The 23,375-nt window shown below is 70.6% G+C and carries 19 protein-coding genes; 8 read left to right on the top strand and 11 right to left on the bottom strand.

The window, feature by feature from the left end; all coding sequences use genetic code 11:
- Positions 1–58: 58 nt before the first annotated feature.
- Positions 59–1,420, bottom strand: a complete 1,362-nt coding sequence (xseA, locus tag CSC66_RS09950) for an exodeoxyribonuclease VII large subunit (RefSeq protein WP_162377242.1) — start codon at positions 1,418–1,420, stop codon at positions 59–61.
- 661 nt (positions 1,421–2,081) lie between these two features.
- On the bottom strand, positions 2,082–3,176 hold the full coding sequence (gene queG / locus CSC66_RS09960; RefSeq protein WP_162377243.1) for a tRNA epoxyqueuosine(34) reductase QueG: 1,095 nt from the start codon (positions 3,174–3,176) through the stop codon (positions 2,082–2,084).
- A 66-nt stretch (positions 3,177–3,242) separates the two neighbouring features.
- Between queG and CSC66_RS09965 the strand changes: the two genes are divergently transcribed.
- The 6 genes from CSC66_RS09965 to CSC66_RS09990 all read left to right on the top strand — a co-directional run bounded on the left by CSC66_RS09965 (position 3,243) and on the right by CSC66_RS09990 (position 10,729).
- Positions 3,243–4,748, top strand: coding sequence for an NAD(P)H-hydrate dehydratase (locus CSC66_RS09965; protein ID WP_162377244.1), 1,506 nt, complete (start codon positions 3,243–3,245; stop codon positions 4,746–4,748).
- Positions 4,729–5,205, top strand: a complete 477-nt coding sequence (gene tsaE, locus CSC66_RS09970; RefSeq protein ID WP_162377245.1) for a tRNA (adenosine(37)-N6)-threonylcarbamoyltransferase complex ATPase subunit type 1 TsaE — start codon at positions 4,729–4,731, stop codon at positions 5,203–5,205. Before CSC66_RS09965 ends, tsaE begins: the two co-directional genes overlap by 20 nt.
- Before the next feature lie 81 nt (positions 5,206–5,286).
- Complete coding sequence (locus CSC66_RS09975; protein ID WP_162377246.1) at positions 5,287–6,837, top strand: N-acetylmuramoyl-L-alanine amidase; 1,551 nt, start codon at positions 5,287–5,289, stop codon at positions 6,835–6,837.
- A 165-nt stretch (positions 6,838–7,002) separates the two neighbouring features.
- Complete coding sequence (gene mutL / locus CSC66_RS09980; RefSeq protein WP_162377247.1) at positions 7,003–8,829, top strand: DNA mismatch repair endonuclease MutL; 1,827 nt, start codon at positions 7,003–7,005, stop codon at positions 8,827–8,829.
- Entirely contained in the window at positions 8,826–9,785 is a 960-nt protein-coding gene (locus tag CSC66_RS09985) for a DUF1684 domain-containing protein (RefSeq protein ID WP_238394356.1), read from the top strand. The genes mutL and CSC66_RS09985 overlap by 4 nt, the downstream gene beginning before the upstream one ends.
- 32 nt (positions 9,786–9,817) lie before the next feature.
- Positions 9,818–10,729 (top strand): TraB/GumN family protein, encoded by a 912-nt coding sequence (locus CSC66_RS09990; RefSeq protein ID WP_162377248.1) that lies wholly within the window; start codon positions 9,818–9,820, stop codon positions 10,727–10,729.
- A gap of 64 nt (positions 10,730–10,793) precedes the next feature.
- Here CSC66_RS09990 and rnfB read toward each other — a convergent pair whose 3' ends face one another.
- The 7 genes from rnfB to CSC66_RS10025 all read right to left on the bottom strand — a co-directional run bounded on the left by rnfB (position 10,794) and on the right by CSC66_RS10025 (position 20,675).
- Positions 10,794–11,231, bottom strand: coding sequence for an Rnf electron transport complex subunit RnfB (gene rnfB, locus CSC66_RS09995; protein ID WP_162377249.1), 438 nt, complete (start codon positions 11,229–11,231; stop codon positions 10,794–10,796).
- Positions 11,232–11,316: 85 nt separating this feature from the next.
- Positions 11,317–11,907 (bottom strand): HAD family hydrolase, encoded by a 591-nt coding sequence (locus tag CSC66_RS10000; RefSeq protein ID WP_162377250.1) that lies wholly within the window; start codon positions 11,905–11,907, stop codon positions 11,317–11,319.
- Between the two features lie 101 nt (positions 11,908–12,008).
- Positions 12,009–14,120 (bottom strand): methionine--tRNA ligase, encoded by a 2,112-nt coding sequence (metG, locus tag CSC66_RS10005; protein ID WP_162377251.1) that lies wholly within the window; start codon positions 14,118–14,120, stop codon positions 12,009–12,011.
- Positions 14,121–14,262: 142 nt separating this feature from the next.
- Complete coding sequence (locus CSC66_RS10010) at positions 14,263–14,712, bottom strand: DUF2147 domain-containing protein (protein WP_162377252.1); 450 nt, start codon at positions 14,710–14,712, stop codon at positions 14,263–14,265.
- A 93-nt stretch (positions 14,713–14,805) separates the two neighbouring features.
- Positions 14,806–15,636, bottom strand: coding sequence for a sel1 repeat family protein (locus CSC66_RS10015; protein ID WP_162377253.1), 831 nt, complete (start codon positions 15,634–15,636; stop codon positions 14,806–14,808).
- A 132-nt stretch (positions 15,637–15,768) separates the two neighbouring features.
- Positions 15,769–17,766 carry a S9 family peptidase gene (locus CSC66_RS10020; protein WP_162377254.1) on the bottom strand — a complete coding sequence of 666 codons (1,998 nt, stop codon included), beginning with the start codon at positions 17,764–17,766 and terminating at the stop codon, positions 15,769–15,771.
- 71 nt (positions 17,767–17,837) lie between these two features.
- A complete protein-coding gene (locus CSC66_RS10025; protein ID WP_162377255.1) occupies positions 17,838–20,675 on the bottom strand; it encodes a TonB-dependent receptor plug domain-containing protein in 2,838 nt (945 codons plus the stop codon).
- Positions 20,676–20,944: 269 nt separating this feature from the next.
- Here CSC66_RS10025 and apbC point away from each other — a divergent pair, with 269 nt between their 5' ends.
- Positions 20,945–22,018, top strand: coding sequence for an iron-sulfur cluster carrier protein ApbC (gene apbC, locus CSC66_RS10030; RefSeq protein ID WP_238394357.1), 1,074 nt, complete (start codon positions 20,945–20,947; stop codon positions 22,016–22,018).
- Between the two features lie 136 nt (positions 22,019–22,154).
- Entirely contained in the window at positions 22,155–22,730 is a 576-nt protein-coding gene (gene dcd, locus CSC66_RS10035) for a dCTP deaminase (protein ID WP_162377256.1), read from the top strand.
- A 141-nt stretch (positions 22,731–22,871) separates the two neighbouring features.
- On the opposite strand, the gene CSC66_RS10040 is transcribed toward dcd, so the two are convergent.
- Positions 22,872–23,051, bottom strand: coding sequence for a LiaI-LiaF-like domain-containing protein (locus tag CSC66_RS10040; RefSeq protein WP_162377360.1), 180 nt, complete (start codon positions 23,049–23,051; stop codon positions 22,872–22,874).
- 137 nt (positions 23,052–23,188) lie between these two features.
- Positions 23,189–23,353 (bottom strand): LiaI-LiaF-like domain-containing protein, encoded by a 165-nt coding sequence (locus CSC66_RS17455; RefSeq protein ID WP_202935625.1) that lies wholly within the window; start codon positions 23,351–23,353, stop codon positions 23,189–23,191.
- Positions 23,354–23,375: the final 22 nt, after the last annotated feature.

Below are 23,375 nucleotides of genomic sequence, written 5' to 3' on the forward strand. Positions count from 1 at the left end.
GAGCGATCAGCTGGAAACGCGCGCCCGCCGGTCCGCTACCGTTCGAAGGGTGCGGCGGTTACGGAGCCGGTTCCGGCGGCCCGGGTTTCGCCGCATCGACCGTCAGTGCCAGCACGCCGTCGGCCAGGCGCGCCTGCAGGCGGTCGCCGGGAGCGGCCTGCGCCACCAACCGGACCAGGCGGCCGTCGTCCTCGCGGGCCAGGATCGCGTAACCGCGCGCGACCGTGGCCAGCGGGCTGCAGGCCTCCAGCGAGCGGGCCAGCGCCCGCAGCTTCAGCGTGTCGCGTTGCAGGGTGCGGGCGATGGCCGCCTGCGGGCGCGCCCGGAGCCGTTGCAGGCGGGCCTGCAGCAGCGCGAGCCGTCGCCCGGGATGGTGCGCGCGCAGCACCGCCTCGCCGTGGCGCAGGCGCGCGCCACGCTGCTGCTGGCGCTCGCGCCACGCGGCATGCAGCCTGCGCAGCAGGTCGCCGTGGCGCTGCCGCAGCAGGCGCAGCCTGGCCTGTGGCGACTGCGCCTGCAGGCGCAGCTCCGCGCGGTCGGCGCGTTGCATTGCCTGGCGCAACCGCTGGCGTTGCAGCGAGAGCAGGCGCGCGGCGATCGCGGCAAGGCGTGCCTGCAGGTCGCGCTGTTCGGGCACGAGCAGTTCGGCCGCCACCGAGGGCGTGGGTGCGCGTACGTCGGCGGCGAAGTCGGCCAGGGTGAAGTCGGTTTCGTGCCCCACCGCGGAGACCACCGGCACCGGCGAGGCGGCGATCGCGCGCACCAGGCGTTCGTCGTTGAACGCCCACAGGTCTTCCAGCGAGCCGCCACCGCGCGCCAGCAGCACCGCATCGTAACGGCCGCTGTTGCCGGCGCGGCGCAGCAGGTCGGTGATCTGCGCCGCGGCGGTCTCGCCCTGGACCAGGCTGGGCAGGACGTCCACTTCCAGCAGCGGGAAGCGGCGCGACAGCACGCTGAGCACGTCGCGTACGGCCGCACCGGTGGGCGAGGTGATCACCGCCAGGCGGCGTACCCACGCCGGCAGCGGGCGCTTGCGCGCGGCATCGAACAGGCCCTCGGCCTCTAGCCGGGCCTTCAGCGCATCGAAGGCGCGGCGCAGGGCGCCTTCGCCGGCTTCCTCCATGTGGTCCAGCACCAGCTGGTAGTCGCCGCGCGCTTCATACAGGGTGAGCCGGCCCCGGCCGAGCACCTTCAGCCCTTCGCGCGGCACGAACTTCAACCATTGGCTCTTGGGCTTGAACATCGCGCAGCGCACCTGTGCGCGCGCATCCTTCAGGGTGAAGTACAGGTGCCCGGAACCCGGGCGGGTGATGTTGCCAAGCTCGCCTTCGACCCAGACCAGCGGGAACGCGCTCTCCAGCAGGTCGCGCGCCAGCGTGTTGAGCTGGCTGGGGGTCAGGACGGGATTCTGCTCGGGCATCGGGACGCGCGGGGCGGCGGGACAGGATAGCGCGGGCGGGGTGCGGGTGTGCGCTGGCGGGGGAATCGCCGACCGCAACCGCGACCGCAACCGCAACCGCAACCGCAACCGCAACCGCAACCGCAACCGCAACCGCAACCGCAACCGCAACCGCAACCGCAAAGGCGCGTGGCGTCGGCTTCGGGAGGAGTCCGCCTTCACATGGGGGCAGGGTCCGCCCCTTCGGGACGACATCCTGTCTTTACGAAGGGTCGTGGCACATCCATGTGCCACTCGGACCCTGCCCCCATGCGAAGGCGGCCTTCGGGTGCGTCCGGGTTTGTGCCTTCGATTGGCTTCCTCCAGGGAATTGGCGGGCGCCTCGTGCTGCGCTTGAAGAGGCACGGGCCGGAGAACTACATGTCGACCAGCGGGTTGCGCGCTCGCTGGGCGGTGGGAGCTTCGGCTCATGGCCCTCGCTTCTGCTGCGTTACGAAGGCACAGGCGCTCGATGAGCCCGAAGGCCGTCGTTGCCATGGGGTATGGCCCAAGTGGCACATGGATGTGCCACGGCCCTTCGTAAAGACAGGATGTCGTCCCGAAGGGTGGGCCATACCCCATGGCAACGGCGGACTCCCCCCGAAGCGATCGCCTTTGACTCTGGACGTCGCTGGCCTTTCGCTCAGCCAGACACGCCATGCCGCGCCCGCGCCCAGGCGACGTGCTCGCGCACCAGTGGCGAGGGGTCGTCGCGGCGCGATTCCAGCGCGGCCAACACTTCCGGCGTGGAAGGCGCGTTGCCCAGCGCCACGGCCAGGTTGCGCAGCCAGCGCTCGTGGCCGCTGCGGCGTATCGGGCTGCCCTCGGTGCGGCGCAGGAACTCGTCCTCGTCCCACGCGAACAGCTGCGGCAGCGATGCGGTATCCAGGTCGTTGCGCGCGCGGAAGTCGGGCTCGTCGGAGCGCCTGGCGAACTTGTTCCAGGGGCAGACAAGCTGGCAGTCGTCGCAGCCGAAGATGCGGTTGCCGATCGCCGGGCGCAGTTCTTGCGGGATCGGGCCCTCGTGCTCGATGGTCAGGTAGGCGATGCAGCGGCGTGCGTCGAGCCGGTAGGGGGCCACGATCGCCTGCGTGGGGCAGATGTCGATGCAGCGCGTGCAGGTGCCGCAGTGGGCGCTGGCCGGTTCGTCGACCGGCAGCGGCAGGTCCACGTAGATCTCGCCCAGGAAGAACCAGGAACCGCCATCGCGGTCGATCAGGCAGGTGTGCTTGCCGATCCAGCCCAGGCCAGCGTTGCGGCCCAGCGCGCGTTCCAGCACCGGCGCCGAGTCGACGAACACGCGATGGCCGAACGGACCGATCTCCTGCTGCACGCGCATGGCCAGCTTCTGCAGGCGGTTGCGCATGAGCTTGTGGTAGTCGCGCCCCAGCGCATAGCGGGCGACGTAGGCACGCGCGCCGTCGGCCAGCGTTTCCCATGCTTCCTCGTCGTCGCGACGGCCGTAGTCCAGGCCCACCGAGATCACGCGCAGCGTGCCCGGGACCAGCTCGTGCGGCCGCGAGCGCTTCTGCCCGTGCGCGGCCATCCAGTCCATCGTCCCGTACAGGCCCTCGGACAGCCAGTCGCGCAGGTGCGCCTCGTCCGCGCCCAGCTCGATCCCGGCGATGCCGCAGCGCTGGAAGCCGAGCCCGGCGGCCAGCTCGCGCACGCGCCGGGCGATCGTTGCCGGATCGGCGCCGGCGCCCACGGGCACCGGAGGAGGCGGGACGGGATCCATGGCGGAATTATAGGGATGGCGCGCGCCGGCGCCTGCGCCAGGCGCGGCGCGGCTAGAATCGCCCCGATGCACGACATGCCTGCCCTGTACGACTCGGCCGCCGCGCGCGAGATCGACCGCCTCGCCACCGCGGCGCTGGGCGGCGACGGCTACGCGCTGATGCAGCGCGCCGGCCGGGCGGCATGGCGCGTGCTGCTGCAGCGCTGGCCGCAGGCGCAGCGGATCACGGTCGCCTGCGGCAGCGGTAACAATGGCGGCGATGGCTATGTGCTGGCACGGCTCGCGCTGCAGTCCGGGCGCCGCGTGCGCGTGGTGCACCCGCCCGGCGGCGGGCCGCGCGCCGCGCTGGCGCAACGCGCCTGCACCGACTACGTCGCCGCCGGCGGCCGGGTCGACCTCTTTCCCACGTCCCTGGACGATGCCGACATGCTGGTGGACGCGCTCTTCGGCATAGGCCTGCACGAAGCACCCCGCGCCGACGCGGCCGCGCTGATCGAGGCACTGGACGCAGCGCCGGCGCCGGTGTTCGCCCTGGATGTGCCCAGCGGCGTCGATGCCGATCGCGGCAGCGCGCCAGGCAGGGCGGTGCACGCGCGATGCACGCTGCAGTTCATCGTCGCCCATGCCGGCCTGCAAACCGGCACGGCGCTCGACCACGCGGGAGAACTGCTGCTCGACACGCTGGAGATCGATGCCGCCGCGTACGCCAACGTGGCCGCGCCGTGCGCACGCCAACTGCACGGCGCCACGCTGCGCCGCTGGCTGCGGCCGCGCCACCGCGACACGCACAAGGGCGAATCGGGACGCGTGCTGTGCGTGGGCGGCGACCACGGCGGCGGCGGCGCGATCATGCTGTGCGCCGAAGCGGCGTTGCGGGCAGGCGCCGGGCTGGTCCGGGTCGCCACGCGGGAAGTGCACGTGGCCGCGCTGCTGGCCCGGCGCCCGGAAGCGATGGTGCGCGGCGTGGAAGGAACCGGCGAGTTCGCGGCGATGCTCGAAACCGCCGCCGTCATCGCCTGCGGGCCGGGCCTGGGGCAGGGAGAGTGGGGGAGGGCGTTGTTCGCCCGCGTGCTGGCGAGCGCCGCGCCGCAGGTGCTCGACGCCGACGCGCTCAACCTGCTGGCGGCGACGCCCCGCGCGCTCGACGACGCGATCCTGACCCCGCATCCCGGTGAAGCCGCGCGCCTGCTCGGCACCGATGTCGCGACCGTGCAGCGCGATCGCCTCGCCGCGGCGCGCGCACTGGTCGAACGTTACCGCTGCACCGTCGTGCTCAAGGGCGCCGGCACCATCGTCGCCGCACCGGCGCAGTTGCCTTGCGTGCTGGCGGCGGGCAATCCCGGCATGGCCACCGGCGGCATGGGCGACCTGCTCACCGGTACGATCGCGGCGCTGCGGGCGCAGGGGCTCGCTGCCTTCGATGCGGCCCGTGCCGGCGCGTTGCTGCATGCGCTCGCCGGGGATGCCGCGGCCGCCGACGGCGGGCAGCGCGGAATGCTGCCCTCCGACCTGCTGCCCTGGCTGCGTCGCCATGCCAACCCGGAGGACACCGATGTCGATCCCGCTCGCTGACAGCCAGGCCACCGAGGCCCTGGGCCGCGCGCTCGCCGGCACGCGGCCGGCCCGGGCGGTGGTCCACCTGCGCGGCGAGCTCGGCGCGGGCAAATCCACGCTGGCGCGCGCGCTGTTGCGCGAACTCGGCGTGCAGGGGCCGATCCGCAGTCCCACTTACACCCTGGTCGAGCGTTATCCGATACCGGGCGGCGAGGCCTGGCACCTCGACCTGTACCGGATCGGCAATGCCGCCGAGCTGGACTTCCTCGGCCTGGACGGCGACGAGGCGACCCTCTGGCTCGTCGAATGGCCCGAGCGCGGCGGCCAGGCGCTGCCGGCGCCCGACCTGCGGATCGACCTGGCCCAGGCCGGAACCGGGCGCGAGGCCGGGCTGGAGGCGGGGACCGCAACCGGGCGTGCGTGGCTGGAGGCCTTGCGGGAAAAAGCCTGGTTGCAGCCCCTTTCTGCCGGCTGACCCTAGGAACATCCTTCAGGCTCCGGATTATTAAGGGAAAAATACTTGCATTCCTTGGCGCACGGTGATTGAATCCGGCCCATGCGCCAGGGGACGTCCCGGATCCAGCCATGGTTGAGCGTGGGCCTCGTGCTCGCCGCGCTGCTGTGCTGCGGCGCCGCCTGGGCCGGCCAGGTCAACGCGGTCGGACTCGAGCAGGGCGCCACCGGAACCCGCGCCGAGATCCAGCTGCAAGGCGCCGGCCAGTACCGCACCCTGTCGCTCACCGCACCGCACCGGCTCGTGGTCGACCTGCCGGATTCGCAGGCGGCCCGTGGCATGCGCCTGCCGGCCCCGGCCGGCGTGGTGACCTCCGTGCGCACCGGACAGCCGGTGCCCGGCACGCTTCGCATCGTCTTCGAGCTCGCCGCGCCGGTGGCCGCGTTGCCCTTGCGCATGGAACCCTCGCGCGACGGCGCGCGGCTGCTGATCGAATGGCCCGGCGACGGCGCCCCGTCAATGACTGCGGCGGCGCCGGCCGTCGTGCCTGCCGCAGCGACGACGCCATCGGCCGCCGCATCGGCCGACAGCCGTGCCGAAGCCGCACGCGCCACCGCCCTGCTGACCGCGCAGGTCACCGAAGCGCTGAGCCGCCCGCCGACCCCGGCGCCCGCCGCGCCGCCGACGGTGCCCGCGCCCGTGGCCGCCGCCTCCGCCCAGGCGATCCTCGAAGGCCGCTCGCCGGGCATGGCGGCGGCAGGTGCCGCACCGGCGCCGGGCCCCGCGGTGGCTGCGACGCAAACCCCGCCAGTCGCCAGCGCGCCGCCGCAGGCCAATCCGGTCGCCGCCGCCGCGCCGGTTCCGGTGGCGCCGCGTCCGTCGATTTCCGCCGCCGGCATGCGCCCGCTGGTCGTGGCCATCGACGCCGGGCATGGCGGCCAGGATCCCGGGGCGATCGGCCCGACCGGCAAGCGCGAGAAGGACGTGACCCTGGCCATGGCCCGCGAACTGGCGCGCCAGATCAACGCCACGCCGGGGCTGAAGGCCTTCCTGGTGCGCGACAGCGACGTCTTCATCCCGCTGCCGATGCGCGCCCAGCGCGCGCGCGCGGCCAAGGCCGACATCTTCGTCTCGCTGCACGCCGACGCGGCCGAGAACCGCAGCGCGCGAGGCTCGTCGGTCTACGTGCTGTCGACCAAGGGCGCCTCCTCGCAGCGCGCCCGCTGGCTGGCCGACAAGGAAAACGCCGCCGACCTGGTCGGCGGCGTGCGCCTGCAGCAGACCGAGAACGTGCTCGCCGGCGTGCTGCTGGACCTGGCCCAGAGCGGGCACATGCGTGCATCCGAGGACGCGGCCAACCATGTGCTCGGTGGCCTGAAGCGGGTGGGCAACAACCACAAGCCGAACATCGAGCGCGCCAACTTCGCCGTGCTGCGGACTTCGGACATGCCGGCGATGCTGGTGGAGACCGCCTTCATCTCCAACGCCGAGGAAGAGAAGCGGCTGGTCGACCCGGCGTACCAGCGCAAGGTCGCCGGCGCGGTGGTCGACGGCATCAATACCTTCTTCACCCGGCAGCCGCCACCGGGCACGCTGTTCGCCGCGCGCGCCGAGGCCGAAAGCGTGGCCATGGCCGGGGGCGGCACCCCCTGACAGCGTGCGCGCCCGCGCATGCGCGGGCCGACTGATCCCGCTGCCCTGGCTGTTCCCATTGCCTCGGGCGTCCTGCCGGGGCGCCCGCTTCGCGAACCGCCGCGACCCGCCTGCGGCTATCATCACGCGCATGTCTTCCGATCCGGCGCCCGACGCCGCGACGCCGTGCCGATCCGACCGCTTCCGGACACCCTCATCAACCAGATCGCCGCCGGCGAGGTCGTCGAACGACCTGCCTCGGTGGTCAAGGAACTGGTCGAGAACGCACTCGATGCGGGCGCGCGCCGCGTGGACATCGACCTGGAGGAAGGCGGCGTCCGCCTGATCCGGATCCGCGACGACGGGGGCGGCATCGCCGCCGACGAGTTGCCGCTGGCGGTCAGCCGGCATGCCACCAGCAAGATCGCCTCGCTCGACGACCTGGAGGCGGTGGCGACGCTGGGTTTCCGCGGCGAGGCGCTGCCGTCGATCGCCTCGGTCAGCCGCTTCCAGCTCGCCTCGCGCCGGCCCGGCGACGAACACGGCGCGTCGCTGCAGGTCGATGGCGGCCGCGTGGGCGAGATCGCGCCGAAGGCGCACGCGCCGGGCACGACCGTCGAGGTTCGCGACCTGTTCTTCAACGTGCCGGCGCGGCGCAAGTTCCTGCGCGCCGAGCGCACCGAGCTGGGCCACATCGAGGAGTGGCTGCGGTCGCTGGCGCTCGCGCGCCCGGACGTGGAGCTGCGGGTCAGCCACAACGGCAAGCCGTCGCGCCGCTACAAGGCCGGCGACCTCGACGCCGCCGCGCGGCTGGGCGAGACGCTGGGCGAGGACTTCGCCCGCAGCGCGCTGCGCATCGACCACAGCGGCGCCGGCCTGCGCCTGCATGGCTGGATCGCGCAGCCGCACTACTCGCGCTCCAGCGCCGACCAGCAGTACCTCTATGTCAACGGCCGCTCGGTGCGCGACCGCAGCGTCGCCCATGCGGTGAAGCTGGCCTACCAGGACGTCCTGTTCCACGGCCGCCAGCCGGCCTACGTACTGTTCCTGGAACTCGATCCGACCCGCGTCGACGTCAACGTGCACCCGGCCAAGCACGAGGTGCGCTTCCGCGATTCGCGGCTGATCCACGATTTCGTCTATCGCACGCTGCAGGAGGCGCTGGCGCAGACCCGCGCGGGCACCGATGTCGCTTCCATGCCGGGCGCACCGGCGGCAGGCGGATCGCCCGCCTTCGGGTCCGCGGGTGCGATCCAGGGCGCGGCGACGATGGCGGCGTGGACGCCGCAGCCGCAGTCGCTGGGCCTGCGCGTGGACGAGGCGGCAGGCGCCTACGCGGCGCTCTACGGCAGGGCGGAGGCGCCGCCGGAAGCATTCGCGCCGGCCATGCCGCGCCAGGACGCCACGCTGCCGGCCGGCGATGGCCAGGTGCCGCCGCTGGGCTATGCGGTCGCGCAGCTGCATGGCATCTACATCCTCGCCGAGAACGCCGAAGGCCTGGTGGTGGTCGATATGCATGCGGCGCACGAGCGCATCGGCTACGAGCGGCTCAAGGCCGCGCACGACGGCATCGGCCTGCGTGCGCAGCCGTTGCTGGTGCCACTGGTGCTGGCGGTGGGCGAACGCGATGCCGACGTGGCCGAACGCGAAGCGCCGACCCTGGCCGAACTGGGCTTCGACGTCACCCGCAGCGGTCCGCAGGCGCTGAGCGTGCGCAGCGTACCGGCGCTGCTGGCGCATGCCGAGCCGGAGGGCCTGCTGCGCGACGTGCTGGCCGACCTGCGTGAACACGGTGCCACGCGCCGGGTCGCCGCCGCGCGCGATGAGTTGCTGTCGACGATGGCGTGCCATGGAGCGGTGCGTGCGAACCGGCGCCTGACGGTGCCGGAAATGAACGCCCTGCTGCGCGACATGGAAGCCACCGAGCGCTCGGGGCAATGCAACCACGGCCGCCCGACCTGGGCGCGCTTCAGCCTGGGGGAGATGGATCGATGGTTCCTGAGGGGAAGATGAGGTTCGGAAGGTGGGTCGGCGTCGCCATGGGGATGGCGATGCTGCCGGCGATGCTGGCCGGCTGCGGTGGATCGGGCGGCGGCGATGCGGACCGGCAGGCCGCGCCGAAGGTGGACCAGGCGTTCATGGCCGAACAGCAGGCCTGGCGCAACCGGCGGGTGGAAGACCTGCTGCGGCCCGATGGCTGGACCAGCCTGGTCGGCCTGCACTGGCTCGAGCTCAAGGCGCACTACATCGGCAGTGGCGCGCGCATCGGCAACGGCGTGCGCTTCGCGTTCGGCCCGGAGAAGATGGGCATGGTGACGCGCGACGATGCCGGCAAGTGGTGGTTCACGCCGGAGAGCGGGGTCGCCCTGACCTTCAACGGCGAGCCGCTCAAGGGCCGCGTGGCGCTTCCCAGCGACCAGGATCCGGAGCCGGGCGTGATCGGCTTCGACGAAGGCAAGGGCCTGGTCACCCTGCTCAAGCGCGGCGACCGCCATGCGTTGCGGGTGCGGCATGCCGAAGCCAGGACCCGGCTGCAGTTCGCCGGGCTGAGCTACTGGCCGACCGATCCGTCCTGGCGGATCCCGGCGCGGTTCGTGCCGCACCCACCGGGCAAGACCCTGCCGGTCGCCGACATCGTCGGCACCCAGAGCGATTCGCCCAGCCCCGGCGTGGTCGAGTTCGAGCGCGACGGACGGACCTACCGGCTCGAAGCGCTGGGCGAGGCAGGCCGCGAGCTGTTCTTCGTCTTCGCCGACGGTACGAGCGGCCACGGCAGCTACCCGGCCGGGCGGTTCCTCGAGGCCGCATGGCCCGAGGCCGACGGCAAGGTCATGCTCGACTTCAACCGTGCCTACAACCCGCCCTGCGCGTTCACGCTGTTCGCCACCTGCCCGCTGCCACCGGCGGGCAACCGCCTTGACCTGGCCATCGATGCGGGCGAGAAGAACTACAAGTTGCCGGTGCAATGAGCGCCGGCCGGCCCCTGGGAGTCCTCCACGCGATGCCACTGAAGCGTTTCATCAGCGGACTGGCGGCCGCGCTGTCGCTGCTGCTCGCCGGTGCCGCGCCGGCCCACGCCGGTCCGCCGGTTCCACTGCTGTGGAAGGTCTCCGATGCCGACAATGCGGTGTACCTGCTCGGTTCCTTCCACCTGCTCAGGCGCGAGGACTACCCGTTGTCCGCCGATGTCGACGCCGCCTTCGCCGATGCCGAGGGGCTGGTGTTCGAACTCGCGCCGGAGGAGGCCAACGCGCCGGATCTGCCGGCGAGGATGGCGCAGGCGGCGATGCGGACCCGCGCCGGCACCCTCGAGCGGGACCTAGGGCCGGCGCTTTGGGGAAAACTGCAGGGGTACGCCGCGGCCCACCAGCTGCCGCTGGCGCAACTGGCGGCGTTCGACCCGTGGTTCATCGGCCTGACCATCGCCCTGATGGAAATGGGCAAGCAGGGACTGGATCCCGCGTTGGGGCTCGACCGCCATTTCATGGAGGGCGCCGCGCGCGCGGGCAAGCCGACCGCGGGCCTGGAACGTGGCGACGAGCAGATCGCGGTGCTCGCAGGCATGAGCCTGGACGAACAGCGGCAGATGCTGGCCGATGCGCTGCAGCAGGTGGAGGAAGGCCAGGATCGCTACCGCGACCTGCATGCGGCCTGGCGCGCGGGCGATGCGGAGCGGATGTGGAGGGAGATGGCCGCGGAGATGAAGCGCGACTATCCGGCGCTGTACCGCCGCATCAACGTCCAGCGCAACGACGCCTGGCTGCCGAAGCTCGAGCAGCGCCTGGCAAGGCAGGACGACGACACCCTGGTCGTGGTCGGCGCGCTGCACCTGCTCGGCGAGGACGGCGTGGTCGAGAAGCTGCGCGCGAAGGGCTACACCGTCGAGCGGATCTGCTCGGCCTGCAGGCCGTGACCCCTTCGTAGGCGCCGGCCTTGCCCGCGTCGTGCGCGGCAGCGGGATCTCCAGCCCGGACGGGTCAGGCCGCGTCCGGGCGCAACTCCATCACGATGCAGTCCACCGGGCACGCCGGCACGCACAGCTCGCAGCCGGTGCACAGCGGATCCAGGACCACGTGCATCAGTTTGTTGGCGCCGATGATCGCATCGACCGGGCAGGCCTGGATGCACTTGGTGCAGCCGATGCAGTCGGCCTCCACCACCACGGCCACCTGCGGCGGTTTGTGCTCACCACGGGTCCGGTCGTACGGCGCCTCCGGCACCGCCAGCACATGCGCAAGCGCGCGCGCACCGGCGTCGCCACCGGGCGGACACCGATCGATGCCCGCCTCGCCGCTGGCCATCGCTTCGGCGTAGGGACGGCAGCCGGCGTAGCCGCACTGGCCGCACTGGGTCTGCGGCAGCAGGCGGTCGAGGCGCTCGACCAGGTCCGTTGCGGCGATGGGAGGCGTGGTCATGGGGCGGCGGCGACGTCGTGTCCGGCGTCACGCCGGCGCTGCATTATCCATCAGCGCGCCGCCGCGGCAGGGCGACCCGCGGGCGTCAGGCGAGGCGACGCCCGCGGTACCAGCGTTCGTGCGCCAGGGCCAGCATCGGCCGGTCCTCGGCGCTGTCGCCATAGGCGTGGATGCGCCGGTACCGCGACAGGTCGTAGCGTGCGCGGATGTCGGCGGCCTTGTGCGCGCCGCGATCACCACCGAGATAGCGGCCGGTGAGGCGTCCCTCGGCCACTTCGAGCCGGTTGCACAGCAGCTCCATGCCATGTCGGTGGCACCAGGGGGCCAGGTAAAGGTCGAGCGAGCCGGATACCAGGACCAGGGTGTCGCCGCGCGCACGGTGCCAGGCGATGCGTTCCATCATCCAGGGACGCAGCAGGCCAGGCAGCGCTTCGTCGGCATAGCGCCGGCCGGCGGCGGCGACCGCCGCCGGATCGCCGCCGGTGAAGACCAGCCGGGTCACGCGCGTGCGCAGGGCGGTGGCCGAAACCAGGCCCAGCCGGTAGCCGGCCAGCCAGGGTCCGACACGCCAGGCCTCGCCCGCACGCTGCTGCGGGCTGGCGATGCCGCGCAGGAAGCGGGCGTAGGTGTCGCAGGTGGTGACGGTGTGGTCGAAGTCGACCAGGGCCAGATCCATGGTGTCGCCGGCGCACGGGTGCCTGGGGGCAGGGTGGATGCGGTGCCGCGACAACGGCGCTGCCTGCCCGCGGCGCGTCCGCAACGCCAGGAACGTCCGCTTCAGCGGACGGGCATGCCAGGCTGCGCCGCGGGATCGGCGTCGAGCAGGGCCAGCGCGCCGCCGTCGAAGCCGGCGGAGAGGATCATGCCCTCGCTCACGCCGAAGCGCATCTTGCGCGGGGCGAGGTTGGCGATGAACACCACGTTGCGTCCAACCAGCTTCTCCGGTTCGCCGTAGCTGGCGCGGATGCCGGAGAAGATCTGGCGCTGACCCAGCTCGCCGGCGTCGAGCAGGAAACGCAGCAGCTTGTCGGAGCCGTCGACGAAGCCGCATTCGAGGACCTTGCCGATGCGCAGGTCGAGCTTGGCGAAATCCTCGATGCCGATGTGGGCCGTGGCCTCGCCCGCAGGCGCCGGCGCGGCTTCCGGCTTCTTCGCATCGGCCTTCTTCGCCTCGACGGGCTGGGCCGGAGCGGCGGCGAGGGTGTCCTTGGAGGCGTCGGTCATGGCGTCGATCAGCTTGGGGTCGATACGGGTGAACAGCGGGACGTAGCCGGAGGGCAGGGTGCGGCCATCGAGGTCGATGCGGCGGTCCACCGCCAGCTCCACCCCCAGCCAGGCCTCGGCCCGGCCGATGGTCGACGGCACGATCGGCTTGAGGACGCCGGCGATGTCGGCGAACGCCTGCAGCGCGGTGCCCAGCACCAGGTGGAGTTCGTCGCGCCGCGCCGGGTCCTTGGCCAGCGCCCACGGCGCCGCCTGGGCGATGTACTCGTTGACCTGGTCGGCAGCGGCCATCGCATTGCGCGCCACCGCGGCGAAGTTGTCCTCCGCGTAGAGAGCGGCAGCCACGTCGTGCGTATGCGCGCCGACGCTGCCGAGCAGTTCGACCCGCTGGCGCCAGGCATCGCCCAGCGCCTCGGCGTCCGCGGCCAGCGCCGGCGCGGCCCACAGCACGTTGCCGAAATGCGTCTCCAGCAGCTTCGCGCAGCGGCTGGCGATATTGACGAACTTGCCGACCAGGTCGCTGTTCACGCGGGCGACGAAGTCGGACAGGTTGAGGTCCAGGTCGTCGACGCCGCCGGAGGACTTGCACGCGAAGTAGTAGCGCAGCGCATCCGGTGCCAGGCCCACGTCCAGGTAGGTGCGGGCCATGATGAAGGTGCCGCGCGACTTGGACATCTTGGCCCCGTCCACGGTCAGGTAGCCGTTGACGTGCAGGCGCGTGGGCGCGCGCAGGCCGGCGCCGTGCAGCACCGCCGGCCAGAACAGGCCATGGAAGTTGACGATGTCCTTGCCGATGAAGTGGTGCAGTTCGGCGTCGCTGCCGGCCCGGAGGATGGCATCGAAGTCCGCGCCGTTCTCCGCGCACAGGGTGCGGAAGCTGGACAGGTAGCCGATCGGTGCGTCCAGCCACACGTAGAAGTACTTGCCCGGCTGGCCGGGGATCTGGAACCCGAAGTACGGGGCATCGCGCGAGATGTCCCACGCGCGCAGGCCGCCGTCGGCGTCCAGCCACTCCATCAGCTTGGCCTTCACCCCGGGCAGCGCCACGTCGCCGGCCAGCCACTCGCGCAGGAAGCCCTCGAAGCGCCCGACCTCGAAGAAGAAGTGCTCGGAGTCGCGCATCTCCGGGGTGGCCCCGGACAGCACCGACTTCGGCTCCTTCAGGTCGGTCGGCGCGTAGGTGGCGCCGCAGACCTCGCAGTTGTCGCCGTACTGGTCCGGCGACCCGCAATTGGGGCAGATGCCCTTGATGTAGCGGTCGGGCAGGAACATGCCCTTGGCCGGGTCGTAGAACTGGGCCACGTTGCGCCGCGTGATGTGGCCGCCGGCCTCGAGGCGCGCGTAGAACTGCTCGGTCAGTTCGCGGTTCGCGGCGGAGTTGGTCGAGTCGTAATGGTCGAACGCCACGCCGAACGCGGCGAAGTCGCGCTCATGGCTGGCCTGCATGCCGGCGATGAAGGCTTCGGGCGTGACCCCGGCCTTCTCGGCGGCGAGCATGATCGGCGTGCCATGGGTGTCGTCGGCGCACACGTAGTGCACCGTGTCCCCGCGCATGCGCCGCGCCCGCACCCAGATGTCGGCCTGGATGTAGCCGACCAGGTGGCCCAGGTGCAGCGGGCCATTGGCGTAGGGCAGGGCGTTGGTGACGAGCGCAGGGCGGGTCATGGCGGGCACGATGCGAGGGGGCGGGGATTATCGCCCGCGGCCGGTGCGGGGCCCGCCGCCACTGGCGACGCACGGGCCCATGCCCCCGGAAAAGCGACGACCCGGCCGAAGCCGGGTCGCAGGCACGCCTGGCGGGGCGGGACTACTGCCGCAGCCAGGTCTGCGACTTGCAGATGAAGGCGATGCAGCCGGACACCTCCAGCTTCTTGCCGCCCTCGACCAGTTCCATCTTCGACTTGTAGACCTTGCCCTCGTCGGGCTTGAGGATGGTGCCGCCGGCGTACTTGCCGCTGCCGGACGCCTTCATGCCGCGGATGATCTCCATCCCGGTGATCGGCTTGTTCTTGCGGTCGTCGCTGCACTTGTCGCAGACCGGATTGGGCTTGCTCGGGTTGAGCAGCTCGACGATATGGCCGCTGAGGGCGCCGTTGGGCGCCTGGGTGATCTCGACGATCGACTTGGGCTTGCCGGTCTCGCTGTCGATGGTCTTCCACTTGCCGACCACCGGGTCGGCGGCGAGGGCCGAACCGGCGGCGAACAGCGCCGGCAGCAGCAGCGCGGCGTAAATCGATTTGAAACCGGTATTGCGCATATCCCCTCCAGGATGTGGGGGCCGGGCGTCGGAACCCGGGCCGTGGCGCCACTCTAGCGCAGGCGCAAGGGGATGCCTACGCCCGCGTACGGTTCAGCGCCCGGGCTTGTCGCCGAGGACCGTATCGTCCGGTTCGGGGCTCCGTGGCTCGGGCGCATCGGTCTGCGGGGCGGTTGCCGGCACGCGGGAATTCGGGTTTCCGTCCGCGCCGATCTGCTGGACCGGGCCGACGTCGACGCGACCGGTGTAGGAGCGCGCCCAGATCGAATCCTGCAGGGCGCGGTACTGCTTGGGATCCCAGTAGCGTTCGTCGTAGTACTTGGACCCGTCGATCTGGTCGTATGTTCCGCCGGGGCCGGGGACGTAGATCTTCAGCGTGCTGCTGAATCCGGTGCGGCTGCCGGTCTGCTTGGCTCGCTCGCGTCGCAACACCGCCTCGAGCCGCGGTTCGGAGGCGGCGTCGCCGTATTTCGCGTAAACCTCGCGGCCGACCTCGATGGCACGCGCGCGTTCGGCTTCGTCCAGCGCGGCCCAGTAGCGCTCGCGATGGGTGACGAAACCGTCGTAACCGCGCTCCGCCGCCAGGTCCATCCACGCATACGCACGCGGCCGATCCTGGGCCACGCCCTTGGCGGTCCAGAGCATCTCCGCGACCATGCCCTGGGAGGGCTTGTCGCCATACCAGGCCGCGCGCTGGAAGAAGTCGAAGGCGTCGGCGTAGTTGCCTTCACTGAAGCGCTTCTGCCCGTTCAGGCGGAAGCGCAGGTCCGGATGCGAAGAGAGGAAGCCGGCGCTCATCATCAGCGCGTCCTCGGTCGGATCCGGGGGTGGCTTTCGGGTTGGCGTGTCGGCGGCGAACGCGGCCGGAGCCAGCAGCGAAGTGACCAGCAGCAATCCCGCCGCCTTCCAGTGCCTTGTGTGCATGCCATTCCTCCTTGTGGGCGCGACCGTGCGCCTGGCCATTCTGGCCGCGTCGCCGGCACGCCGGAATGGCCGTTAGTCACCCCGACCGCAGGGATGGTTCCCGGGTCGGCGGCGCCGGCCCGGGACCGGCGGTCAGTCGCCCCCGGCGGGTGCGCCCGCCATGGCCGCCGCCCCGATGTTGCGGTCGAAGAACGCCAGCATCTTCGTGTAAAGGGCCAGGTTGTTCTCTTCCTTGTAGAAGCCGTGCATTTCGCCGGACTGGATGAGGGTTTCCACAGGCGGGTTGCCGGCCCTGGCCAGCGCGTCGCGCATCGCCTCGGTCTGCTCGGGCACGGCGCGTTCGTCGCGCGCGCCGGCCACCAGCAGGACCGGGATGCCGACTTTTTCCGCCTGCGCGGTGGGCGAGGCGGCGAGCAGCTCGGCCTTCTCTGTCCCCAGGGTGCGGCGCAGGTACCGCTGCCCGGAGGTGCGCCTGGGGATGTCGCCCTTGGTGAACATCATCTCCATGTCGTAAACGCCGACGTAGCCGACCGCGCACTGGAACAGCCCCGGAGCGCGGATCGGCGCCATCAGCGAGGAGTAGCCGCCGAAGCTGCCGCCGTAGATGCAGATCCGCTCCCTGTCGGCGTAGCCCTGGTCGATCGCCCAACGCGTGGCATCGATGATGTCGTTCTGGATGCCTTGCGCCCACTGCCTGTGGCCGGCGTCGCGGAACGCATCCCCATAGCCGCCCGATCCGCGGAAGTTGACCTGCAGGACGGCGTAACCCCGGTTGGCCAGTAGTTGTGCTTCGCTGTTGAAGCGCCAGCTGTCACGTGGTCCGATCGGGCCGCCATGCGGGTTGACGATCATCGGCAGATTCTTGCCCGTCGAGCCCTTGGGCAGGGTGAGGTAGCCGTAGACGGTCGTGCCGTCGCGGGTCCTGACCGAGAACGGCTTGACCGACGCCATCTGCTTCGGGTCCAGCCACGCGCGGCCCTGCATCAGGAATCGGGCCTTGCCTGCCTTCCGGTCGTACAGGTACAACTCGCCCGGATTGCTGTCGCTGTAGACCGAGACCACTATCTGCTCGCCATCGGTGGTGGCGCTGGCGAAGTCGACCATCTGCCCGGGGAATGCGGCGGCCAGCGAGCCATAGATCTCCGCATCGGGATGCGCTTCGTCGATCAGGGTCACGGTGGGCGCGCCGGCCTCGGTGACCACCGCGATGAGGCTCTTGTCGTCGGTGGACCAGATGGTGCGGCTGATCTCGGCGACCTTGTCCTGGTGCAACGGCGTGAACGAGCCGGTGTTGGTGTCGAGCGTGCCGATCGCATCGGGCGCCTTGCCATCGCTCTGCGAGGCGTAGACCGTGCCATCGGCCGTGGTACGCACCACGCTGAGGTGCTTGCCATCGGTCCTGGACGCGTTGACCAGCGTCCAGGTGCCGTTGTCCTCGCGGCGGTAGAGCTCGCTGCGCTCGTCGTACTCGCCTTCGTCGCCGCGGCTGGACGTGCAGACCGCGAAGCGGGCCTTCTTGGCTGCGTCGAGCGTCATGCTGCATTCTGGCTTGGGTGCGCGCCCGAGCGACGTGCGACGGCCGGTGAGCGTGTCCATCATCACCAGCTCTGTGCCCGCGCCTTCCTTGGAAAGCGGGAAGTTCACTTCCATGATCACGTTGCGGTCGTCGTCACGGAGCGTATCCAGCAGCGAGAAGCGCTCGTTGTCGACCTGCTTGTTGCGCTGGGTCGCATCCCGGGTGCCGTAGAAGATCAGCGGACGCGGCTGGCTGCCGTCGGCATTGACCGCGAACCACTCGCCGGTGCCGAACGGCTGCTCGAAGCTGCCGACCTTGCGCACCGCGGTGAACATGAGCCGCTCCGGGCTTGTCCAATGGAACGCACCGACGCTCTTGTCGTCGGGCAGCTGGTTGACCTTGACCACCGACAGGTTGTCGGTGCGCAACACCGTGAGGACGTCCTGCTCGCCCCGGTCGACGGTCATGGCCAGGTATTGACCGTCCGGCGAAATCTTGACGCCGCTGTAGGTCGGATGCCTGACGAAATCCTCGATTGGTATGGTGGGCGCGGCGGCATGGGTGGGCGCGCTTGCGATCCCGGCAAGCAGCGCAAGGGCAATCCTGCGGTTCATTCGGCCTCCAAATCGTGTTTTGCAAAGAGAAGCCCGGCTTTCGCCGGGCTTCTCGGTCACGCACCTGGCCGTCAGAAGCGCCAGTTCAGGTTCAGGTAGAAACGGCGGCCGAGCGGGTCGGCGCCGATCCACGGCTGGTAGAACGGGTAGGCGGTGAAGCTGTTGTCGAGGCGGTACTGGTTGTCCAGCACGTTGACGACCTGCAGCTCGGCGCTGACGTTGTCGCCGAACCGCTTCTGAACGGACAGGTTGTACAGCATGTACGGCGGGAGCCGGCGCGGGTACCAACCGCCGGCGGCGTTGGTGCCGTCGACCGCGGCGTTGGAGTACGCCGAGCCCAGGCGGGTGCCGAATACCGTAGTGGTCCAATCGCCGTAGTTCCAGCTCACGCTGCCGCGCACGCGGCTGCGCTGGGGAGTCCAGTAGTAGGGCGAGCGGTCGCGGTAGTCGATCAGGTCGTCACCCTCGAGCTGCTTGTACTCGTTGGTCAGGACAAGCGTGTAGGCGAGGTCGGTGGTGAAGGTGCCGTAGCGGTCGGTGTCGTAGCCCCAGCGGTAGGTGGCGTCGATGCCGCTGGTATCGGTCAGCGCGGTGTTGATGTATGCGGAGTTGATCCGCTGGATGCGCTGATCGGTCGGCGCGCCCGGCGAATTCTCTCGGGTGATCAGGGTCAGCACGCTGTCGCAGATCGCCTGGCTCGGGGCCGGGCTGCCGTCGCTAAACGAACCCAGGCGGCAGGCCGCCTCGCTTTGCAGCAGGTAATCGTTGGAGAACTGCGATGCCGCGTCCTCAAGCTTGATCCGGTAGTAGTCGATCGACGCGGACATGCTGTCGGTGATGTCCCACACGAAGCCGGCGCCCCACGACTCGCCTTCTTCTTCCTTCAGCTCCGGGTTTCCGGCGATGAGGGTCTGGGCCTGGTAGATGGTCGGGTCGCCGGTGACGTTGCACTGGGTGCGGGTGCGCGGGCCCTGCGCCGCGCCTGCGCCGGTGCCGGAACGGCAGGCGTACTCGTCGAGCACGCTCGCGAACGACGCCGAGCCCTCGGCATAGACCAGCTGCATGTCCGGGGCGCGGAAGCTGGTGGCATACGAGCCACGCAGCAGCAGGCTGTCGACCGGGCGCCATTCGAGGCCGAGGTTGTAGGTGACCGCGTCGTCGACGTTGGAGATGTCGTCGTACTGGTCCCAGCGCGCCGCCGCCTGTGCGGTCAGCGTCTCGAAGATCGGAATGCGGAATTCGGTGCCGATCGCGAAGCGGTCACGTTCGCCGACCGTACGGCCCGAGCTGGTCAGGTTGTAAATCGTCTGGTCGTCGATGGGGCGCAGCTGGTCGGTGCGCGGATCGCTGCGCAGGTCCACCGTCTGCCGGTTCCACTCGGCCACCGCCGCCCAGCCCAAGGCGCCGGCCGGCAAGTCGAAGAGGTCGCCGTTGATGTTGAAGCCGGCATTGGACGAGCTCGTCTCGCCTTCGTTGATGACCCGGGTCGAGAACGAACGGTAGATGTCGGGCGTGATCGGTGCCGACCACTTGGCCAGGTCGATGTTGTGGACCGGGTACAGGCCGGTGGCGCTGATCACGCCGGTCGAGCTGGCCCAGCCCAGGCGCGGGCCGAGGAAGTAGTTGTGCACCGCCTGGGCGAGCAGGCGCGGACGGTCCTGGCGGTAGCTGTAGTAGCCGTAGCTGCCGAAGGCGTCCCAGTTGAAGCGGTCGCCGATCACGCCGTTCACGCCGGCGGCGATGTCGTAGGTGTACTCATCGAACTTCGAAACCGCTGCCTCGGGCCCGCCCAGTTCCTCGGGCGAGAACACGCGCTGCAGCTGGACCAGGTCGCGGGTGCTGGTATTCCACAGGAACGCGGTCGTTGCACCGGTGCGGGTGGTGTTGAAGCGGTCGCCGCTGGTGCCCCAGAACTCGGTGCCGGAGCTGGCGGCCGACTCGCTTTCGAAGTAACTGGCCGTGGCCCAGGCCTGGGTGGTGTCGGTGATGTCGAACGTGCCGTGGCCGTAAACGCTCATCGCCTCCTGCTTGTTGGAGATCGAGCGGGATGCCGGCTGGGTGAAGGAGCCACAGTACAGGCCGCGCGCGCTGGTGGTGCGCGTCTCGAAGCCGAGCGCGTCGCACGCCGCCTGGCCCGGGTAGTAGGCGTTGTGGTTGACCGGGCCGTTGGCGTTGGCGACGCCGCGGATCATGATCAGCGACAGCGCCGGATTAGTGAAGTCGTAGCCGAGCGGGCCCTTGCGGGTGTCGGACAGGAAGTCGCGCTGGTCCGCGAACACGGGGTCGGTGGCGCGGTACTGCGCCGCCCACACTGCGCTCCAGCGATCGCCGGTCCTGCCGCCGAGCAGTTCGAAGCCGCCCGTGTCGCCGCCGCCATTGGCGGTGGTGCCGGCGGTCAGCCGGAGCTGGTTGCCATCGAAGTTCTCGCGCAGGACGATGTTCACCACGCCGGCGACGGCATCGGAGCCGTAGATCGCCGATGCGCCGCCGCTGAGCACTTCGATGCGCTCGACCGCCGAGCTCGGGATCGCGCGGACGTTGACCACGTTGTTGTCGCGGTTGTAGGGCTGCGGATACTGCGCCGGGCGACGGCCGTTGATCAGGACCAGCGTGTAGCCGGGTCCCAGGTTGCGCAGGTTCACGACCTGGGCATTGGGCGAGAATCCGGTGACGCCGAGGTCGCCGGTATAGGATGTGGTCGCGTTCTGGCTCAGGCTCTGGAGCATGTCCGCGACGCTCTGGAAACCTTCGCGGTCAATGTCTTCGCGGGTGACGACCGTCACCGCGGTCGGGCCCTCGATCTCGGCGCGCTTGATGCGCGAGCCGACCACCGTCACCTTGTCCAGGGTGGCGGTGCCGCCGGAGGCCGTGGCCTGCCCGGAGACGGTCTCCTCGGACGCTGCGCTCACGGTGTCGGCCTGCTGGGCGAAGGCGTGCCCGGCCAGCGGCAGGACCAGGGCGGAGAGAGGGCAGCGCTCAAGCGGTTCCGGGCAGCTCCGGAGACGTTTCTGGCCATCTAGTTTTCCCCTAAGATATTGATTTGAATCGGCTTTTCTTCCCCAGAGCCGAAACCTGAACGAGGCCGTAATGCTCGACCTGGATCGACGTTAACACGCTTTTAATTCCGTTTGCATCCATTTGTCACAATGACGTTCGTCACAGTGAGTTCGATAATTTCATGAGCAACCACCAAGTCCTGACCGCCTCGCTTGAACGGCTGGTCGAGCCGTCTTCACAGCTGCCGCTGGCGGCGCCGCTCGCCCGCTGGAGCGTCCGCGAGCAGGCGCCGGGGCTGGGGGTCGAATTGCTGATTGGATTCCCCGTGACGGCCGATGGCGTCGCAGGCCTGGAGCGGCAGGCGCGGACGCGACTGGAGGCGGCCGGCGCCTCGCTCGCCGTCTTCGACGTCCGCACCCGCATCGCCGCCCACGCGGTCCAGCCCGGCCTGTCGCCCGCGCCGCGCGTGCGCAACGTAATCGCGGTCGGCTCGGGCAAGGGCGGCGTTGGCAAGTCGACCACCGCGGTCAACCTGGCGCTGGCGCTGCAGCGCCTGGGTGCCCGGGTCGGCGTGCTGGACGCGGACGTCTACGGCCCCAGCGTGCCGGCGATGCTCGGCCTGTCCGGCCGGCCGGAGAGCCCGGATGACAAGTCGATCGAGCCGATGCGCGCGTTCGGCGTGGAGGCGATGTCGATCGGCCTGCTGGTCGACACCGACACGCCGATGATCTGGCGTGGACCGATGGCCACTTCGGCGCTGACCCAGCTGTTCACCGACACCCGCTGGGGCGACCTGGACTACCTGGTCGTCGACCTGCCGCCGGGCACCGGCGACATCCAGCTCACCCTGGCGCAGAAGATCCCGGTGGCCGGCGCGGTGATCGTGACCACGCCGCAGGAGATCGCCACGCTCGATGCGCGCAAGGCGCTGAAGATGTTCGAGAAGGTCAACGTGCCGGTGCTGGGCATCGTCGAGAACATGGCCGTGCACGTGTGCTCGAACTGCGGCCATGCCGAGCACCTGTTCGGCCAGGGCGGCGGGCAGGCGATGGCCGCGCAGTACGGCGTGCCGCTGCTGGGGTCGCTGCCGCTGGACCTGCGCATCCGCGAGCAGGGCGACGCCGGCACGCCGGTGGTCGCCGCCGCGCCGGACTCGGCGCCCGCGCAGGCCTACCTGGCCGCCGCGCAGGCGCTGGCCGCGCACCTGGCGGGGCGGCCGCGGGCCTCCATCCCGATCGCCTCGAGCCTGGCCTGATATCCGGCCCAGGGGGGCCGTGGCAGCGACGCTCGCGCCGCGACGGCGCATGCCAGGGCTGCGGCGGGTGGGCAGCGGGGCGAGCCCCGCTCTACAATCCCGCGGTCACGGGCCGCTGCGGCCCAGGGAATAGCGCATGAGCATCAAGAGCGACCGCTGGATCCGCCGCATGGCCGAGCAGCACGGGATGATCGAGCCGTTCGAACCGGGCCAGGTCAAGCATGCGGCCGACGGCAACCGCATCGTCAGCTACGGCACCTCCAGCTACGGCTACGACGTGCGCTGCTCGCGCGAGTTCAAGGTGTTCACCAACATCAACTCGACGATCGTCGATCCCAAGCACTTCGACCCCAAGAGCTTCGTGGATATCGAGGCCGACGAGTGCATCATCCCGCCTAACTCCTTCGCCCTGGCGCGCACGGTCGAGTTCTTCCGCATCCCGCGCGATACGCTGGTGGTATGCCTTGGCAAGAGCACGTACGCGCGCTGCGGGATCATCGTCAACGTGACCCCGCTGGAGCCGGAGTGGGAAGGCCACGTGACCCTGGAATTCAGCAACACCACGCCGCTGCCGGCGCGCATCTACGCCAACGAGGGCGTGGCGCAGATGCTGTTCTTCCAGTCCGACGCGGACGATGTCTGCGAGACCTCGTACAAGGACCGCGGCGGCAAGTACCAGGGACAGACCGGAGTCACGCTGCCGCGCACCTGAGGCGGAGCGGCCCGCCGCGGCGGGCAACGAAGGAGGGCGCGGATATCCGCGCCCTTTGCATGCCAGGCCGGCGAAGGCGGCCGGGTCGTCGCCGGCGCGGCGGCCAATGGCCGCGCGTCGGGCGCTCCGGCGACGAACGGGTCAACCGGTCCGGGCCGCGTGCCCGGCCGGCAACAGCTTGCCGACGCCCGCGGCGATCAGCAGCGCCGGCCACCAGGTCGCCAGCAGCCGGCCGGCATCGATGTCCAGGCCGAGGTTGTCCAGCAGGAACAGGCTGCCCAGCGCGATCAGGACCAGGGCGGGGATCAGGCGGCGATGCATCGTGGCGACCTCGGCAGGGTGTGGTGCCATCGTCGATGCCTGCGGTCTCCGGAACAGGTGCCGGAAGTCAGCTTTTCGACCTGCCGGACGGCACCGTGGCCGCGTGGAGGCCGGCCCTCGTGCCGCGGTTTTCCCGGCTACTTGCGCCGCAGCAGCATGCCGACGCCGACGGCGACCAGCACCGCCGGCCACCAGGTCGCCAGCAGGCTGCCGAGGCCGCTGTCGATCCATCCCAGGTTGCGGGCCAGGAAGAACAGGCCCAGGACGATCAGGACGAGCGCGGCGAAGACGTTGGAGCCCATGGCGTGGTGTGGTCGGCGGTCG

Origin of the sequence: Pseudoxanthomonas kaohsiungensis (assembly GCF_010211765.1) — a bacterium.
Classification (GTDB): domain Bacteria; phylum Pseudomonadota; class Gammaproteobacteria; order Xanthomonadales; family Xanthomonadaceae; genus Pseudoxanthomonas; species Pseudoxanthomonas kaohsiungensis.